The sequence below is a fragment of the Bacillus sp. FJAT-27445 genome, assembly GCF_001510665.1.
GTDB lineage: Bacteria > Bacillota > Bacilli > Bacillales > Cytobacillaceae > Bacillus_D.
Map to the genome: position 1 here is coordinate 519,865 of NZ_LMTI01000002.1, position 17,837 is coordinate 537,701.

A 17,837-nucleotide genomic window follows, 5' to 3' on the forward strand; every position below is an offset into this window, starting at 1 on the left:
AGAAGTTCAAGCAGCTACATATTCTATCCAAAGTTCCTTCAATTGCTCGGAGATGACAGGCGTATGTTTGACAATCGCCTCCGCTATGATCGAATCCTCAAGAGGCTTTTGGATTGCTTCCATCGGGACAAGCGCAGCAATATACAAGAGCAATAACAAAACCAAATACACTTCCACGAACCCAAGCAAACCGCCTGCCCAAACATTCAGCGTCCTCAGGATTGGAAGATGCGCGATAAAGTCGAACATGGAGCCTATTATTTGGACGAGCACCTTAACCGCAAAGAAAATAACTACAAAAGCAAACGCCCTGTAATAGGCTTCTTCCATACCGGTATTGGATGCGAGGAGGGAAAGCGGCGAGGTCTCACCAAGAGTCGGATAGGGAATCCATAGCTTCAGTTTCGGCGCCAAGCTGTCATAATACATATACGCTACAATGTAGGCGAGCACGAAGCCGGCAAGATGAAGCACCTGGAGGATAAAGCCGCGCTTTAGTCCTATGAAAAAGCCAATAATAAAAAGAAAGATAAGTACTAAATCAAGCATTTCGTTTATCCCTGTTCCCTTTCCATTTCTGATTTCAGCCGTTCAAGCTGGTCTTTAAGTTTAATAAAGTCGTTAACAGCATTTACTGCGGTAAGGACAGCCAGTTTGTTCACATCAAGTGAAGGATTCTTGGAACCTATTTCCCGCATTTTATCATCGACTAGTGAAGCGACAAGCCTTACATGGCTCGAGCTTTCCGGCCCAATAATGGTATATTGCTGCCCATATATATCGACCGTTGTCCGGTTTTTATTGTTATTCGACACGTAGTTGCCTCCATTCAAAGAATCCTATTCCCTATCATAACACGAACGTGCTTTACTGGAAAAGCGAAAGGATAAGCTGTTGCCTGTCCATAAAGGTGCTATGTTTTAAAACGGGGAAGAGCCTGATTAGCTGTCGGCAATAATATGATAAAATAGACAGATAAACAACCAAAGGAGTGCAGCCGTCTTGGGCCAAGCAGTCATTACCGCAACACCAACTCAAATAGCAGCCTTGAAAGAACACTATTCGCGTTATTTAATAGAAAAACTCCCAACTGGAAGCGTGTTTGCCGCAAAAACCCCTTCCTGCACCATCACAGCCTACAAGTCCGGCAAAGTCCTGTTCCAGGGAGTTAGTGCGGAAAGCGAAGCCACTCAATGGGCCGGCAGCACGCCTACAGCCGTACCCAATAGTAAAAAAACTTTGCCAGGGAAGCCTGTGCCCGGATCCCATCTCCCTACAAACTTCGGCACTTTGTCCGTGATTGGTTCTGACGAAGTTGGCACAGGGGATTTTTTCGGACCGATTACTGTGGTCGCGGCCTATGCAAGAAGACAAGACCTTCCCCTTCTTAAGGAACTTGGGGTCAGGGATTCAAAGGATCTAAACGATGAAAAGATTGTTTCGATCGCCAAGGACATCAAGAACGTCATCCCCTTCAGCCTGCTCACCTTGCACAATGAAAAGTACAACGAACTGCAGCAATCAGGAATGTCGCAGGGGAAAATGAAAGCAATCCTGCATAATCAGGCGCTGAACCATCTTCTTGGAAAAATCGCCCCTGAAAAACCGGAGGCACTTCTTGTCGACCAGTTTGCCCAGCCTGAAATTTACTACGCTCACCTTAGGGGACAGAAAAAGGTTGTCCGGGAAGATGTCTTTTTCAGCACAAAAGCGGAGGGGCTGCACCTTTCTGTAGCAGCGGCATCAATCCTCGCAAGATATGCGTTCATCCGGCACTTTGAAAAACTCAGCGAAGTGGCTGGGTTCACCATTCCGAAGGGCGCAGGCGCCAAAGTGGACGAAGCGGCCGCCAAACTCATTTTAGCCAAAGGGCAATCCGCCCTGCCACACTTCGTCAAACTCCATTTTGCGAATACACAAAAAGCGATGGGGCTGGTTGCCAAGAGAAGGGGCAAGTTAAAAGATTTTTGATTAACACGATTTGGACACAATGCCAAAAAAAAGAGACGGTTATCGAAAAAATGATAACCGTCTAATTAAAACAATTCACTTTAGTTCATTCCAAAAGAAATAACCCATTGCTTTATCAAAGTCGAAAACACATTTTCTTTGCCATGGAACTAAAAAAACTTGTTCAGGCAAGCGTTTTTCATTTTCAAATGCCTTTTTAACTAAATTTAGATATTCTTTAAATTTCTGTTTATCATTAATAAATTTATTCTGCCTCATTTAATACTCAGCTGTAGGTTTCCCTTGATTTGATTTGTCACGAACAGTATATTTTGCACCATCCTTGCTAACCGATTTCTTCCAACCTCCCTCTATAAATGTTGGTATATCAACGGTTTAAGCCGTTGTTGGGGTGTCAAAAAAATATTTTTTGACACGCGTACTAACAGATAATCACAAAAATGTGTTTCTCTTACAACTGGTGGATACGCTACGCGGTCACTACTGGCTATTTCTGGTTGGTAGTGATGGATTTATATGTGATGCACAATGGATCTCTGCGTTGCTTATGATGACGTACCCTCCCATGTCTCTTGGCATCTGAGTGCCTACATTCCTTCGTTCGGTCTAGTCATAAGGCAGAGGCCAGCGAAGCTCCTTTAGGGACTCGGGGTCGGATGGAAAAAATAGTGCCGGCTTCTCCGTGTCATCCTGTTGTCTAGGTCTTCAAAGGTATAGGCTAATCAGGCAGCCTTTTCAATACAGGGGATATCCTTCATCATTCGCTGTGCGTCGAACTTCCTGTGCTTCGTCACGATGCCATGTAAAACTTTTAATAGCTTTCCGCAAAGTACCACAATAGATTGTTTCTTCCGCAAGGGGTTTACCGTGCGGGTTGTATAATACTCGTGTAACTTTTTAAAGGCCTCATTATGCCGGACGAGAGGCATCATGATCCTGAACAGGACAGCCCTCAATTTTCTTCTGCCTCTCTTCGAGATGCGTTTTTGACCTTTATGCTTACCGGAGGAATTCTCACGCAGTGTGAGTCCCGCGAGCTTTATCAATTGGCGTGGATCCTCATAGTGAGAAAAGCTTCCTATTTCGGCAAGTAAATCAATGATGGTGGCGTCTCCCATCCCTGGGACGGATGAAAGGAATTCATATTCTATGGAGGTCCGCACAAGCTCGACTAGACGCTCGGTGAGCTCCTCAATTTCCTGTTCCAGTTGGCGGTAACGGCGGACGAGTGTGGCAATTTCATAACGGGCCATCTTGCGTCCTTCTGTTACTCCGATGGAGTTGGCAGCGACTTCGATGAGACGTACTGCCTTTGGTCTCTGCGGGGATTTCATCCCTTCGCTCTTTCGGTAGAGTTCAAGCAGTTCATCAGGCTTTTTGTGAAGCAAATCCCCTGGAAACGGGGTGAATTCAAGTGCAGCCAATGCCATCTTCCCGAGGCTAGGAAAGACTTGGCTGAACTCAGGAAAATAGCGGTCCTGCCACCGAATGATCATATTCTTGACTGTTCCCAATTCCTCTGTCAGCTTACCCCTGAGTGTCGATCCAACACGCAGTTCGGCTTCCATATCCTTTAGTATTCTTGGATAGCTGAAGCGGCCATCCTTAATGAGTCGTGCGATAACCAGCGCATCCTTCTTATCATGCTTTGTGGGCAGATTGTCATCGAGTTCCTTGGAACGCTTTACATGCATGGGATTAGTCATTGCCAAGGGGATACCTCGGTCCTCAAGGAAGTAGGCTAAGTTAAGCCAATAATGGCCGGTGGGCTCAATCCCAACAATGACTTCGGTTTTGCCGTTTTCCTTCATAGCTGATAAGATCCGGCTGTACAGCTTTTCAAATCCATCCCGTGATTGGGATACGGAGAAAGATTTCTGGAGCACCCGTCCACGGTCATCAACGAAGCAGGCGTAGTGCGTACGCTTCGCTATATCGATTCCTACGACCAGGGATTTTTCGGTGACTTGATTAATTTTATGATTTTGTTTAAAATCCATTAGGAGTCCTCCTTGGTTACAAATTAGGGGTCATTTCGTCCAGATTTGACACCCCGCATCATACCAAGAGGGCTTTTTTTGTTCAAGTCCCCCAAAATCCTTCTAACAGGAATGCTCCTTTAATAAACTCTTCTCAAAATCAGTTCTCGTAACATTTGTGTCAATATTTCGTACACTTTTCCCTACTGTAATGTCCTTGTAACCACATTTCGTATTATGCAACCAAATGCCTAAATCCGTTACATAGTACGTATGGTAGTCCGCAACTGTAAAGTTATAGACTGTAACTGGATCGTCTAATTAAAAAAACTCGATTTTTTCAATCGTTAGATTACTTCTATCAGCTTTCTGGAGTTTATCACCAATTTGGAATTCATCTGCGAAGACCCATCCTTTGCCTTCCACCCAGAACGGATGGTTGTCTGTCGTTTCAATGACTTGCTCCCCAACATGTAACTTAATAATATCATCTCGTTGGTTGCGGTATAAAGTCGTGACTTCCTTGTAAGCCAATTCTCCATCAGGATTATTCTTATCCTTCGCGAGAACCTTATCTCCGACCTTAATTATCGTTAGGCTTCCTAATCATAATTTTAAGGCATGCTAGGAATAAAAGGAGGCGGCCCCTTTTTGTTATTTATTGTATATTTTATGTTATAGGATATTTTCAATAGTAATAATTATCAATCAAAAAAAAGAAAACTTGATAGAATGACTCTATCAAGTGAAAGTATAAAACTTTTTAATTATATATACTTTTTATATCTATATTCGAACCGTCTTAGTCATCAATACCAAAACCTTCTACCCAAAAACTTTCATTTATCCTATACTCATCAATATGAAAACATTCTAATGGATGGTTTTTAAATCCTGGTTTATCTTTGTAAATTTCTACAATTGCCTTTTCTGCTTCTTTACGTGAAGAATATATTCCTAATGTTTTAGTTTCTTCAATAATACACTCGTTAGGACAATATTCACGATTAAACTCATAGCTATGCTGTAGAAGATATACACACGTATCTTTCATCCTTACTCCTCCTTTATTTCTCAAATGCTCTGTCTCCCCACTTTTTAATTTTATTAAACTCGGAGTCTGGACCTGTTTTATAATTTCCAGGGCCATACTTATCATCCATTAACCTTTTTGCAAATTCTGTTCCACTTTGTCCTTTATATGGTTTATAGTGTTTAGCCCAACTAGGAACATCTTTTGCTGCTTCTTTCGCAGACTTTCCAGAGATAGGCTTTTTAAAGCAGTTCGTATTATGTACCCAAATACCTAAGTCCGATACATAATACGTATGATAATTCGCAACCGTAAAGTTATAAACCGTAACTGGCTTATCTAGTTTTATACTCAACCTTATTAATCGTCAGGTTACTTCCGTCAGCCTTCTGTAGCTTATCGCCTGCTTGAAGTTCATCTGCGAAGACCCAGCCTTTACCTTCGACCCAGAACGGATGATTGTCTGTCGTCTCAATAACTTCGTCTCCGACTTGTAACTTTATAATATCATCACGTTGGTTACGGAAAAAATTGGTGACTTCCTTATAATACATCAGGGTTATTCTTATCCTTAGCAAGAGCTTTATCTCCGACTTCAATGTTTTCGATATTTTTATTCCCTTCTTCCGTTAACACCTTTGTACCAGCTGTAATCGTGATAAATTTCCATTTTAAAAAATTGTTTCAGCACTGGAAATCCAAAGAAAGACCTTGAGGGGAAAATCCGTCAAGGTCAGTTAATGTTAATACCCGTATGCTTTTTCTGTTACCGTACAAAGTTGTTTAGTCCGATTACCCATCATATTTTTTGCTAAATCAATAATCTCTCTCTCTGTAATTAATAATTCAAGCACTGAAACAACTAACACTTCCTGGACTTTTTCGTCATTACAAAGAGCCATCTCTTCAAGAAAATCAAATAAAGTTGTTACTTTTTGATTCTCTTGTAGCTGCTTAATAATGAACGGAGTTACTATAATTCCAAAAATGACATGGGGCAAATCTTCTTCAAGCCATTCAATCTCTTCTTCATACATTGGTCTAATTTGAGGAATATCATTTAACAGCCTGTTAATAAGGTTATTATACTCCAAGTTGATTCTCACCTCTTTATTTCCCTGACAACGCTTTTTGTAGATCATTATATAGTGCTTTTGCAATAGCTTGGTCTTGTGCATTCAAATTTCCACTGTTAATTAATTTATTTAAGGCTCTACTATATTCCTGTCCCTTCTGACTATGGAATGTATTACCTACAGGTTGCCCAGTTTTTAGTTCATGCCGTATTGCATCCATTGTCGTCCCATTTCCGGTAAGGTCCGGCATTTTTTGACCCTTATATAGGTCTTTAACTACATTTTGCAATTTAGAATGTGTGACAGTTGGTTTGACATTAATATTAAAACAACTGTTATGCGTCCAGATACCAAGGTTAGACACAAAATAAGTGTGATAATCTGCAACTTGGAAGTTATAGACAGTCACATGTTCCTTTTTAACCTCAATCTTCACAATGGCTAATTCCTTGGCATTAGAGGTCGTTAGAACATCCCCCACCACAAGATTCTTAGCTTCCACCCAGCCTTTACCGACAATCCAAAACGGATGCTCATCAGTTGTCGTTATGACTTCATCACCAACAGTAATATTATAAGTCTCAACGACTTCACGTTGGAAGAGCCATTCAACTTCCTTGTAAGCCATTTCCCCTGTTACATCATCCTTAGCAAGAACCCTATCTCCGACCTCAATGTCTTCGATATTCTTCTCTCCTTCTTCTGTTAACACCTTTGTGCCGGCTGTAAAGCAATTACAAGCCCCTTTTAGAGCAGTAGAAAAACTTTTTGCATTTTTCGCCGCATCGGGTCCTGTGAAGATTATTTTTCCTCCCTTTACCACGTAAGATCCAGGTACCAAAGGAATGAACGCTGCGGCTATATCCCATGCGAGAAATCCAGCATTGACCAAGCTTGGATTTTTAATGAAATCAGCAGTACTTAGACCTATACTTACAGCGTCTAATAAAGTTTCAACAAAGTGGCCAGAAGGATCAACATACTTATGCGGATTATTTTTAACATATATATAGCGGTTCAAGCTCTGGGGATCTTTTACGTCCCCCTCGTATGTGTCCTCATTCAGGAACCTTCCCATGGCCGGGTCGTACCATCGGGCCCTCAAATATTGCAGTTTTGTCGAATCATCCCAGTATTCACCGGAATAGCGGAACGGATTTTCAACTGTGGAAGTACTGTTGGCAGCCTGTATAGGGTTCCCCCATACATCATACTGGTACTCTTGGAGTACCTTCCCAGCCTTGTCCGTAAGGGAAACTACATCACCATGATTGTTATGATGATAATACGCAATCCCCCCGAAAGCAGTCTTTTCCTCAGCCTTTTCGCTTACCTTCGCAATAAGCTTATTATCGCCACGGATGTACCTTGCCCTGAGTTGAGGCGTTCCATTTATCAGAACGGCTTCAGCTATTATGTCTTCACCATCATAATAATATCGCCTGGTTTCCTCATTCTCTGTCCGCTCGTAAAGATGACCCATACCATTATAATTGTAATCCACCTTTTTCAAATCCATCTGGACTTGTGTCAATCGGTTGTGGTCATCGTACCGAAAATCGGCTGTTCCCGTTAACAAGTCTTCCGAGGAAACCTGTGTTTTACGATTTCCCGAGGGATCATACGAGAAATTCTCATTATTAATGGAAGAAGTCAGGATTTGGTTAAGTGAATCATAGGTGAACTTCCTAGTAATGCCCTTATCTAATATCTGGGTAATGTTTGCATTGGCATCATATGTGATTCCATAGGATGTCAGGGTACTGTTGTCCGAAAGCTTCTTGTCCGTCAGGCCGCTTAATAGCCTTCCATCGTATGTCCATTGGCTGATGGAATGATTATTTTTTGTTGCGGACTTAAGAAGACCTCCATAGCTGTAAGCATAGGACTCTGAGATGTTGAATTCAACTACGCTTACGTTGCTCAGGCGATTTACTTCATCGTAACTGTACCGGGTGGTCCACGGGGTTGAGCCTCCAACCTGAATCTTCATGGAATCCTTAGCGCCATTCGGATTGTACGTATACGTGAAGTTGGACTGATCCGGGAGGACAACCGACTTTAGGGAACCAATTTCCTTGTTTGCTTCGCTGTCACTTGGCAAATAGTAGCTGTAGGTGGTGGTCCCGGTTGAATCGACCATTTTGGTCTGACGGCCGCCATCATCCCATGTAAATTCTACAGAGTCCACGAGGGTTGTTCCCTTATATGCTTCCTTTTTCTTCAGAAGGTTTCGATAATTATATTGATTCAGAAACACCGTCTGTGCCTTGTCAATATACTTTGAAACGTTGCTGCTGGCATCATAATAAAACTTCTCTATTGCGCCAGCTCCATCCTTCTTTTGGATAACCCGCCCCAGTTCATCATAAATGTTCGTCCTGGTCCGGTCGCTTCCATCCGTCGAGGAAAGCAAATTGCCGGTGAAGTCGTACGTATAGGATGCCCTGACAGGCACCGGGACTGTAGGACTGATCGGTTGAAGAACGGATTGAAGCCTTTCCATTTCGTCAATTGTATAGGATGTGACATACCCATTGCCGTCCGTAACTGTGTAGTCGTTCCCTGTATACGTTATCCTTTCCAATAGGCGGGATTGAGTATAACCATTCTTGATCCATTTCTCAGTTTTGGAGGACGGCCTCCCAAATTCGTCAAACTTTTCATCCAACGTGTTTTGGTCAAGATCCGTGCTTGTTACGATGTAGTTGATATCATCGTAAAGGTACGTTGTTTTCCCGCCGGTATTGCTTGCCAGGCTGAAATCCGGAAGATAAACCTGTGTCTTTCGACCGAATTCATCGTAATCGACAGTTGTAGTGTAACCCCTAGCATCCGTCGATGTCATTAAGCGGCCAAAACCATCATAATCCTGTTGCACCTTGCTTTTATAGGACCCGTTCTCGCGGACATACTCCCCGGTTTTCCAGCCCATTGGATTCCAGGTATGTTTAGTTTCAATCCCAACTTCATCCATCAGTACTATTTCATTGTTTATATCGTCGTACTGGTAGGTCAGTTTTGGGGATTGATCGAGTGTTCTTGCCGGATCTTTGTATGTTACCTTTGTCGGACGGTCACCCAAATCATACTGGACATGGATTTCATTCAGGTTTCCATCTTTGAATTTTGTTGTCAAGCCAGTTGCTTTGTCATGTTGCTCTTCCAAGGTGACAACGCTTTTTATATTGTCTGCATTTGTAATTTCCACCTCGTATTTATTTGGAAATGAATTATTACTTGCTTCGTCATAGTCAATGAAGTAGGTGGCCTTTTTATTGACAGTTTCGCTCTCGTAAGACTTGTACTCCACCATTTTGGTCATATTCCCGAATAAATTAAAATAGCCCTCACTCTTCGAAATGACCTTATTATTGGAAATAGAAGTTATGACCTTACTGTCCACATTGCCATCTGCTCGATAATTGTATTTGAAGGCGGTCGAAATGGTCTGGTCATCTCCGGCATTGCTTTTTTTCTTGACCGTTGTTATATAATCGGTGACATACTCCTCATAGTGCTGCCTTTTTCCGTCTGGAGTTACAAGGTTAATACTATGAAGCTTGTATACTGTTGCACTCGTCTCAAGGTCGGTCGACTGCTCTATGATATTGCCAAATTCGTCGTAACGAACTGTCGTTGTGACAGGTTTTGATTTGACTGATGCCTTTTGATTGTAACTAGTTGCCTGTTTAGGAAACGTGATTTTCCGGGCCTCTTCATAAACATAATCGACAACTTTTTCAACTGACGCGCCTTCTTCTTTTACTTGCGTTGTATAAATCGTCGGCGCTGCGTCCTCCGTCGTAACCACTTTCTTATTCTTATAGGTGGTTCTTGTCAACTGATTACTCACGATGGTACTGAAGGTTGCATTTACACCATAGCTGTCTCCAATGTCCTCTGGATAGATGATATTTTTCTGATTATACTTCCTTGTTCCCGTTGTATAAGTGACTTCATCATGTCTCATAACCAGACGGTAAACCTGGTTCACAGCATCTTTGGACAGGTATCTAATTTTTGGTGTATCCTCATACGTATAAACAGTTTTAACACCGGTAGGGTGTATGATTTCTTTCAAGAGGAAATAAGCATTGTTCGTATTTGGTGTTGTCCCCACAAGACTGAACATCGCATTTTTGACATCATAATCGTATGTTGTTTTCTGATTTAATGGATTAATGACTTGTGTCAGAACTTCCTTCCCCGCGGTGAGCTTCTTCTTATAAATGGTTTTCTTTGCTCCATTAGTGATGACAACCTCACTTGCTGAATAAGTGATGGAAATTTTATTTCCGATGTCGTCTTCAATGGTGCTTAAAACGTTCCCATAGTCGTCATGTTTTTGATAAGTGAACCTGATTTTATTCCCGTAAGAATCGGAAATAATTAGTAGATTCCCTTTTTCATCAAAGTAATAGTTCTTCCCCTTGCTTGTCTTTACCACATGTTTTGATTGGACACCTGACTGGGTGACAGAGTTGTCTTCTCCAAACGTGATTCCTTCCCACATATAGTCTTTAAGTTTGTCTCCATCCACTTCATAGGAGGAGCCGTCACCTAAATACACATATTTTTTACTGAGCCCACCAACATCCTTTTGCTCGATAAAAGGAATATTCCAGCTCCATCCCTTTCCTATAGGGAATTTTTTTTCATAAGTTGATATTTCTGTATCACTAGAAATTGAAGTATTCGCTGTAAATGGACCTTCAATAGTTCCACTTGTATAACTTAAGAATTCATAATGTGTATATCCATTTATATTAAGAGTATTCATCCCAAATATTAGGCCTTCCATTTTTTCTATGTCTTTATTTGCCTCATTTATAGATGAATAAGGTCCGAAGTATTGGTATTCCTCTCTAACATTTGAACTCACTAATTCTAGTTCACTTTTTACAATCAAGTTCTCGGCAAAGTAAGCACTCCTGGTCCTCAACGATGAATATTGTAATTTAGTTAAATCTGGAACAGCTTGGCGACAATCAAATCTTGGATCACATAACGGTGGTGGCTCATAATACGGCGGTGGCTCAGTTGGTGGTGGTTCATATGGCGGTGGTTCAGGAGGTGGTTGTCCTGTTCCTGGGTCTGGATATTCGCCACCTATATATTCACAATTTGACCACTCCCCAACTCCCAATGGATTAGTAATACTGTTTATAACATCAGATTCTGTGGGGAACTTGGAAGTATCTAAACGAACGGTATCTGAGGTCGGCTCACGATGATCAATCGCTCCATCACAATAATAATCATATTCTTTATACCGTTTTTTTTCATAGCTCCCCTGATATACAAGCTTTTCTAACTCTACCTTTACCTTTGCTTTTACAACAAAGTAATTCTCATTTAAGACATCAATTTTCATGCCATGCATTTGGGAATCCTGGCTGTTATAGGTTCGTTTTAATTCAAATGACATTCCATGTCGACCAGGTAGAATGGCATCCGTTTGTTCATATGACAACGATCCTGAGACAGTTGAAAAAGACTCCTGGTTCTCGCGGACAGAATAGGGGGCTTCTCCTGATTTTGCTGAAATTGATTTTAGTAGATTTGAAGGATCAATTTTTGGGACTACCAAATCATTTTGCGTCGAAAATGAAGTAGTTGTATATCCCTCTGGCAACTCGCTCTTAATTGTACTTTCCGTGGTAGATGAATTATTTACAATACTTGGCTTAAAAGTCTTAAGTACATCATTAAATTGCTTCCCTGATTCTTTACTGACCACTAATGCATTGTGGATGTCAACCAGGCTAAATCCATTTTCAATGTTTTTTTCTATTTGGGACTGGCTGATCCCCAAACTTTTTGCTAAGTGTTTGAATCCCCTGGGCCATTGCATCCATTTCTTCTTGTGCATAAGTCTTTGCTGGTTCAATATTTGCTGCAGCCATGGAGAAAAGCTGGATAATGACAATTAGGAGGATAAAAGATTTTTTTATTCTCATTATTCTATCCTTTCAACGATATAATGTATTTTATTTAGAGACGATTACCTTTTTAACCAAATTTCCATTTGGATCATATTGGTAATCCAATTTTTTTCCATCAACTAATAAGATATAATCCAGCCTTCCGGCAGCATCATATTCATATTGGCTCCCTTTGTTAATTGTGCTCTGGGAAGAAACAGCTTGCCTTGAATATCCTTTTAGAATAAAATAATAAGTTTGTCCCGCATTAAGGTGGTACTCAATGCTTGAATAACGAGTTGCATTTGAGTCATCGTTTAAGGCCAATAATTTTATAAGAGATGTGTCTTCATACATATATAAATAGGTATCGCTTGGATTTCCAATACCATCAATAGGACCGGTAAATATTCTATAAGCCCCTGAAACGGAAGGTGTAAATGAAAATGATTGAAACTGACTTTCCCCTATATTCACATTAAGAGGTGTATTGATGGAAAGTTCTGTATGGTACAACAAACTCTCACTTACTGTGAGCCTGGTGTGAACATTCTTCAAATTGCCGCTCTCAAGTTTGATAAATATTGTGTCACCTTTTCCTAAGTTAACATTTACTCTTGCAAAATAATTTAAAAATGACCAACCATGAGCAATTCCGCGAGTGTTAGAATAATCAGAATATAACGTCAAAAGATTGGAGCTAAATCCCTCTTTGGAATCACCTTTGTAATAAGTTGTAGAAAATTCGTAATTTCCATCCTTCGAGGCTGTAAATGTATAAACATTAAAATCCCCTCGCAGAATATCAACATCTAACGGAGTATTGAGCATAATAGTATCATTTAAAACAAAGGAAGAAACATTTAATCTTGCAAAAACAGATCCAGAGCTACTGGAATGCCTAAGCTTTACATAGTAAGTAGTTCCTTCATTTAGAGATACGACTATTTCAGAAAAATTACTACCTTGATAATAATCATCATTAAAATCAACCAATTTGTTTAATCCGGAGTCAGAAAATATTTCCAAATATGTATTATTATAACTTCCCGTCTCTCCATAAGGACTTGTATAAATTTTATATGTTTGTGTGACTGAAGGAGTAAAGGTATACACTTGTGAATTGCCTGGAGATAAACTAATATCTAATGGTTTTCCTATTTCAAGAACCGCTCCAGATAAAGGTCGTAAATTTTCATTTATTTCTTCCAAAGATAATTGAAGTACCTGAAGATATTGTTTTATTTTTTCTTGATAGTAATCTTCAAGTTTTAGAAAAGCTTCTTGATTTTCAACAAAATAAGACTCAATTGTAAATTCAATACTTTCTTTATTTACTTCTATCTGCCCTGATTCATTTATTTTTTCTAGATTTCTCAATAGCTCCTGATTTTCAATAACAAGATAATTAGCATCATCATCAATCTGTTTGCTCAGTTCACTCATTTGCAATTCAATTGCTTTGTCCTTAAGAATGTACAGAATCATAACCATTCTTGATAATCTGCTTTCATATTTCCTGAGTTCTGTTGTGAGATTAATATCTATAGGAGTACCTGGTTCCATTGGTTCTGAATTGGAGTCCAATCCCAGTGCTTTGGCGACATTGACTAGTCCATTTCCATACTCATTTTTCTGTCCGAGCGGGGTGGCCGATTCTAAAAGGATTTTCTTCACTTCTTCATTCGTTAGGTCCTCTTCTTTCGACCAGATTACCGCAGCAGCACCAGCCACATGCGGAGCAGCCATGGAAGTTCCTGAATTGTATCCATATTCACCATCATAAGTTGTACTGAATATGTTAACCCCCGGGGCCACCAAATCCAGTTCCGACCCCGTACTGGAAAAGCTGGCACGCTGCTTGGTGTTATCAATAGCCCCAACGGATAGAACCTCTGGAAAACGTGCTGGATAAGCTTCCGTTTCTTCCCCCATCCCGAAGTTACCGGCTGACGCAACAAGGAGGATTCCTTTTTCATTCGCTTTTTTAATTGCTTCATGAAGGGCAAGGCTCGGGGTCATTCCCCCGAAGCTCATTGAGATGATGTTCATTTGCTGATCAATTGCCCATTCGATTCCCTGGATGACTTGGGAATAGCTTCCTTCACCCGAATTATTCAAAACTTTAATGGAATATATTTCAGCACCCGGAGCAGTACCAACTACCCCAAATTCGTTATTCTGAGCAGAAAGCGTCCCCGCGACATGGGTACCATGGCCATTGTCATCTGCAAAGTTTGCCGTATCTTTTACAAACGAAACTCCACCTGCGATATGAAGGTCTTTATGTTCGGATATCCCTGTGTCAAATATTGCAACTTTAATCCCATTGCCATAGAAATCCTGTTTGAACCCTTCAGTCGAACCAATTGTCGATATCCCCCAAGGTATATGTTGTTCCTCTTCGGCTTGTCCACTTGTAATGGCCACCGTAGAGTCTTCTTCAAGAATTTTGACTTCTTTATCGTTTGCAAATTCCTTAGCCTCTGCTTCTGTCAGTTCCACTGCAAATGCATTGGTATGTTTGAATTTTTTTGGATTCTTGTCCTTTAGTTTCTTTTCTTTTATCTTCTTTGAGTTGATAAAAGCTTCTTTTTCAACATCATCTTTGAGGACAATCAGATAATTCCTAGAATCCTCTTTGTTCTTTTCTTTTTCTTTTTTTTCTTCATTAGCTGCTAAAAACCCATCAACTGCAAAAATGGAAAAACATAATAATACAATCAACAAAATTTTAAAGACCTTCAAAATTTTCCCCTCTCATTTCTTATTAATTTCAACTACAACCATCTTTAGCCTTCTAAAAACACCTCCTAGAGAAAAACATCACCTAATTGAAGGTAATACTCATAAAAATAATAGCAATTTTTTGTAAATTAGTTTCTATCAAATTTCCAAAAACTTTCAAATATTCTATCATTTGGATAGATTTATAGTTGGGAAAATATTAATCAAAAACCATTGAATTTCTCTTCGGTTGAGGGGATTAAGTGGTTGATAACTCAATTTTCACGTTTTTTATTTGGTGAAATTTTCTACACAGTCGAGAAATTCTAGCATAAAAGGCTATGCATCAAGGTTTTTCAACTGGAGAATACAATTAGGAAGAAAGATATCATAATGAAGGGATGTTGGGAAAATTATTAAATGGTGGTGGAGTAATGCACTAGGAATTAAGTATGAGGGAGGATATAGATTAAGGACTGAAGCAGACTCCATTGGCAAAGGTCTTCCATTCAGTGGTTTGACGCTCCTCTAAAAGCGCGTGCCTCGTAAAAGACAATTACCACCTGTCTCTACTTGGATTATTCATTGAAGTATTCCTTCCAAGGCGGAAATCAACAGTCCAATAAACACAGCAAAATGAAAAAGAGCCGGAACCCAAACGGGTAACGGCTCTTTTTGTTCAAATCTCTAGTCATTCACTTTTTGAAAATTATCCCCTCAGGACGGCTCCTGCCTGCTCCTTCAAAGCTTCAAGCACCTTATCATGCACTTTCGTTACCTCTTCATCCGTAAGCGTACGCTCTGGGTTCGCATACTTGAGCGAGAAGGCGATTGATTTCTTTCCAGCCTCCATATTCGCTCCTTCATACAAATCAAATACAGATGCTTCCTTCAAGAGCGGCTTGCCGGCCTCAAGGATGATGCCGCGCAGCGATCCCGCCGGTGTTTCCTGGTCCGCAACAAGTGCAATATCCCTCGTAATCGTTGGGAACCTTGGGATTGGCTCATAGTGAAGCGGCTCAATTCCAGCCTCAAGCAATTCGCCTAGCTTCAATTCGAATACATACGTATCCTTTAAATCAAGCTCTTTTTGCATGGAAGGATGGACTTGCCCAACGAAGCCGATTCGCTTGCCGTCCAAAAGGATATCGGCAGTCCTTCCTGGGTGCATGCCGTCCAGCTGGCCTTGGGCATATTCGATTCGTTCTTTAAGGCCAAGCTTTTCCGTGAGTCCTTCAAGGATTCCTTTTAGGACGAAGAAATCAACAGGCTTCTTTTCGCCCTGCCATGGATTTGAAAGCCAGAGCCCGGTCATCGCGGCAGCCAGATGCTCTTCCTCAACCGGCAGTTCATCGCCTTTTGCCAGGAAAACAGCTCCGGTTTCATATACTGCAAGACTATCGGCCTGGCGCGCGCCATTGTACTTCAGGACTTCAAGAAGCTGTGGCACGATGCTCAGGCGAAGCAGGCTCCGTTCTTCACTCATCGGCATTGCAAGCTTGATCGCATCTGTTTTTTCAAGCGAGTATTGGGCAACCTTTTCTTCACTCGTTAAAGAATAGGTTACTGCTTGATACAACCCCGCCCCTTCCAGATAACGGCGGACTTCCCGGCGCTTTGCTTGATACGGAGTCAATTTTCCAGCAAGCTGCTCTCCAGCCGGCAAGGTTTTCGGAATATTGTCATAGCCGTAAAGGCGGGCAATCTCTTCAATCAAATCTTCCTCAATGGTAATATCGCCACGGCGGGTCGGGACAGTGACTGTGACGGTTTCGCCTTCAGCGGAAACATCGAATTTCAGTCTCTCAAAAATATCTGTGACTTCATCGATTGACAGCTGCATTCCAAGGAACGTATTTAGTTTATCCATTGTAATGGAAACGACGGCAGGCTCTACTTTTAGCGTATCGGCTTCAACTGTCCCTTCCAGCACCTCTCCGCCGGCATATTCAGCCATAAGGGCAGCGGCACGCTCGCCCGCTTCACGGACACGGTTTGGATCAACACCCTTTTCGAAACGCGCGCTTGCCTCACTGCGCAGGCCATGGTCCTTGGACGCTTTCCTGATTGGGCTGCCGGTAAAATAGGCTGCTTCAAGCAGGACAGTCGTCGTATCCGTATCAACCTCTGAATTCGCTCCGCCCATCACGCCTGCAATTGCGATCGGCTCTGTTCCATTTGTAATCACGAGATGGTCGGAAGTAAGTGTCCGCTTGGAATCATCAAGAGTCACAATCGTTTCGCCATCACGGGCACGGCGGACAAGGATTTCCTTTGAGCCCAACCTATCGTAATCAAATGCATGGAGCGGCTGCCCATATTCAATCAAAATATAGTTTGTTATATCGACAACATTGTTATGAGGGCGGATCCCAGCTGCCATGAGGCGCGTCTGCATCCAAAGCGGAGACGGGCCGATTTTGACATTCTTGATGACCTTTGCCGCATACAAAGGGTTATCTTCCTTTGCATCAACGGTTACTTTAATATAATCGGATGCTTTTTCGTTCGACTCCTCAAGCTTAATTTCCGGAAATTTGACATCCCTTCCCAAAATAGCCCCTACTTCATATGCAACGCCAAGCATGCTCAAGCAGTCAGCTCTGTTTGGGGTGAGCCCCAGTTCAAGGACTTTGTCATCCCGGTTCAAAGCGGCAATCGCATCTTCCCCAGGGGTTACGCTATTCGGGAAAACAAAGATTCCCTCCGCATATTCCTTTGGTACATTTTTGCCTTCCATGCCGAGCTCTTGGAGTGAGCAAATCATTCCGTTTGATTCTTCTCCTCGCAGCTTTGCTTTTTTAATTTTAAAATTCCCCGGTAAAACCGCTCCTGTTTTAGCAACGGCAACCTTTTGGCCCTTTGCAACGTTTGGCGCTCCGCAAATAATTTGGACCGGCGCTTCCTCACCGATATCAACAAGGCATTTGCTTAGTTTATCGGCATTCGGGTGCTGCTCACGCTCAAGTACATGCCCGATTACAACGCCTGTGATTCCTTCGTTAAGGGTATCAACCCCTTCAACCTCAATCCCGCTCTTCGTAATTTTTTCAGCAAGCTCTTCTGCCGTCACCCCGGATAAATCCACATATTCCTGGAGCCATTTATATGAAACATACATGTG

At 41.6% G+C, this 17,837-nt stretch carries 12 protein-coding genes and 1 pseudogene; 1 reads left to right on the forward strand and 12 read right to left on the reverse strand.

Features of this window, described 5'->3' with window-relative positions:
• Nucleotides 1-6 precede the first annotated feature (6 nt).
• Together AR337_RS07250 and zapA are read right to left on the reverse strand one after the other, a co-directional pair.
• Nucleotides 7-549: a CvpA family protein gene (locus AR337_RS07250; RefSeq protein WP_059171337.1), complete on the reverse strand. Its 543-nt coding sequence runs from the start codon at nucleotides 547-549 to the stop codon at nucleotides 7-9.
• A gap of 5 nt (nucleotides 550-554) precedes the next feature.
• On the reverse strand, nucleotides 555-815 hold the full coding sequence (gene zapA, locus AR337_RS07255) for a cell division protein ZapA (protein ID WP_059171338.1): 261 nt from the start codon (nucleotides 813-815) through the stop codon (nucleotides 555-557).
• Nucleotides 816-1,002: 187 nt separating this feature from the next.
• Between zapA and rnhC the strand changes: the two genes are divergently transcribed.
• Nucleotides 1,003-1,971, forward strand: coding sequence for a ribonuclease HIII (rnhC, locus tag AR337_RS07260; protein ID WP_059171339.1), 969 nt, complete (start codon nucleotides 1,003-1,005; stop codon nucleotides 1,969-1,971).
• A gap of 75 nt (nucleotides 1,972-2,046) precedes the next feature.
• Here the strand turns inward: rnhC and AR337_RS07265 are convergent, their stop codons facing one another.
• The 10 genes and pseudogenes from AR337_RS07265 to pheT form a co-directional block, all read right to left on the reverse strand.
• Entirely contained in the window at nucleotides 2,047-2,229 is a 183-nt protein-coding gene (locus AR337_RS07265; protein WP_059171340.1) for a hypothetical protein, read from the reverse strand.
• Nucleotides 2,230-2,693: 464 nt separating this feature from the next.
• On the reverse strand, nucleotides 2,694-3,971 hold the full coding sequence (locus tag AR337_RS07270) for an IS110 family transposase (protein WP_059171341.1): 1,278 nt from the start codon (nucleotides 3,969-3,971) through the stop codon (nucleotides 2,694-2,696).
• 102 nt (nucleotides 3,972-4,073) lie between these two features.
• Nucleotides 4,074-4,541, reverse strand: a pseudogene (locus tag AR337_RS23710) (polymorphic toxin-type HINT domain-containing protein).
• 211 nt (nucleotides 4,542-4,752) lie between these two features.
• Nucleotides 4,753-5,004 carry a hypothetical protein gene (locus AR337_RS07280; RefSeq protein ID WP_059171343.1) on the reverse strand — a complete coding sequence of 84 codons (252 nt, stop codon included), beginning with the start codon at nucleotides 5,002-5,004 and terminating at the stop codon, nucleotides 4,753-4,755.
• Nucleotides 5,005-5,017: 13 nt separating this feature from the next.
• On the reverse strand, nucleotides 5,018-5,338 hold the full coding sequence (locus tag AR337_RS23590) for a polymorphic toxin-type HINT domain-containing protein (protein ID WP_059171344.1): 321 nt from the start codon (nucleotides 5,336-5,338) through the stop codon (nucleotides 5,018-5,020).
• Nucleotides 5,319-5,537, reverse strand: a complete 219-nt coding sequence (locus AR337_RS24025; protein ID WP_059171345.1) for a polymorphic toxin-type HINT domain-containing protein — start codon at nucleotides 5,535-5,537, stop codon at nucleotides 5,319-5,321. The genes AR337_RS23590 and AR337_RS24025 overlap by 20 nt, the downstream gene beginning before the upstream one ends.
• 189 nt (nucleotides 5,538-5,726) lie before the next feature.
• Complete coding sequence (locus tag AR337_RS07295) at nucleotides 5,727-6,077, reverse strand: hypothetical protein (protein WP_059171346.1); 351 nt, start codon at nucleotides 6,075-6,077, stop codon at nucleotides 5,727-5,729.
• A gap of 16 nt (nucleotides 6,078-6,093) precedes the next feature.
• Nucleotides 6,094-11,916, reverse strand: coding sequence for a polymorphic toxin-type HINT domain-containing protein (locus AR337_RS07300; protein WP_156424336.1), 5,823 nt, complete (start codon nucleotides 11,914-11,916; stop codon nucleotides 6,094-6,096).
• A 136-nt stretch (nucleotides 11,917-12,052) separates the two neighbouring features.
• Nucleotides 12,053-14,734 (reverse strand): S8 family serine peptidase, encoded by a 2,682-nt coding sequence (locus tag AR337_RS07310; protein WP_059171349.1) that lies wholly within the window; start codon nucleotides 14,732-14,734, stop codon nucleotides 12,053-12,055.
• A 688-nt stretch (nucleotides 14,735-15,422) separates the two neighbouring features.
• The gene (gene pheT / locus AR337_RS07315; RefSeq protein WP_059171350.1) at nucleotides 15,423-17,834 is read right to left on the reverse strand and encodes a phenylalanine--tRNA ligase subunit beta; all 2,412 of its coding nucleotides are present in this window, start codon (nucleotides 17,832-17,834) and stop codon (nucleotides 15,423-15,425) included.
• Between the last annotated feature and the right edge of the window lie 3 nt (nucleotides 17,835-17,837).

Excerpts from the sequence above, each read along its gene's own strand:
- AR337_RS07250 (WP_059171337.1), bottom strand. The coding sequence starts at position 549 with ATGCTTGATTTAGTACTTATCTTTCTTTTTATTATTGGCTTTTTCATA.
- AR337_RS07265 (WP_059171340.1), bottom strand. The coding sequence starts at position 2,229 with ATGAGGCAGAATAAATTTATTAATGATAAACAGAAATTTAAAGAATAT.
- AR337_RS07270 (WP_059171341.1), bottom strand. The coding sequence starts at position 3,971 with ATGGATTTTAAACAAAATCATAAAATTAATCAAGTCACCGAAAAATCC.
- AR337_RS07280 (WP_059171343.1), bottom strand. The coding sequence starts at position 5,004 with ATGAAAGATACGTGTGTATATCTTCTACAGCATAGCTATGAGTTTAAT.
- AR337_RS24025 (WP_059171345.1), bottom strand. The coding sequence starts at position 5,537 with ATGTATTATAAGGAAGTCACCAATTTTTTCCGTAACCAACGTGATGAT.
- AR337_RS07300 (WP_156424336.1), bottom strand. The coding sequence starts at position 11,916 with ATGCAATGGCCCAGGGGATTCAAACACTTAGCAAAAAGTTTGGGGATC.
- pheT (WP_059171350.1), bottom strand. The coding sequence starts at position 17,834 with ATGTATGTTTCATATAAATGGCTCCAGGAATATGTGGATTTATCCGGG.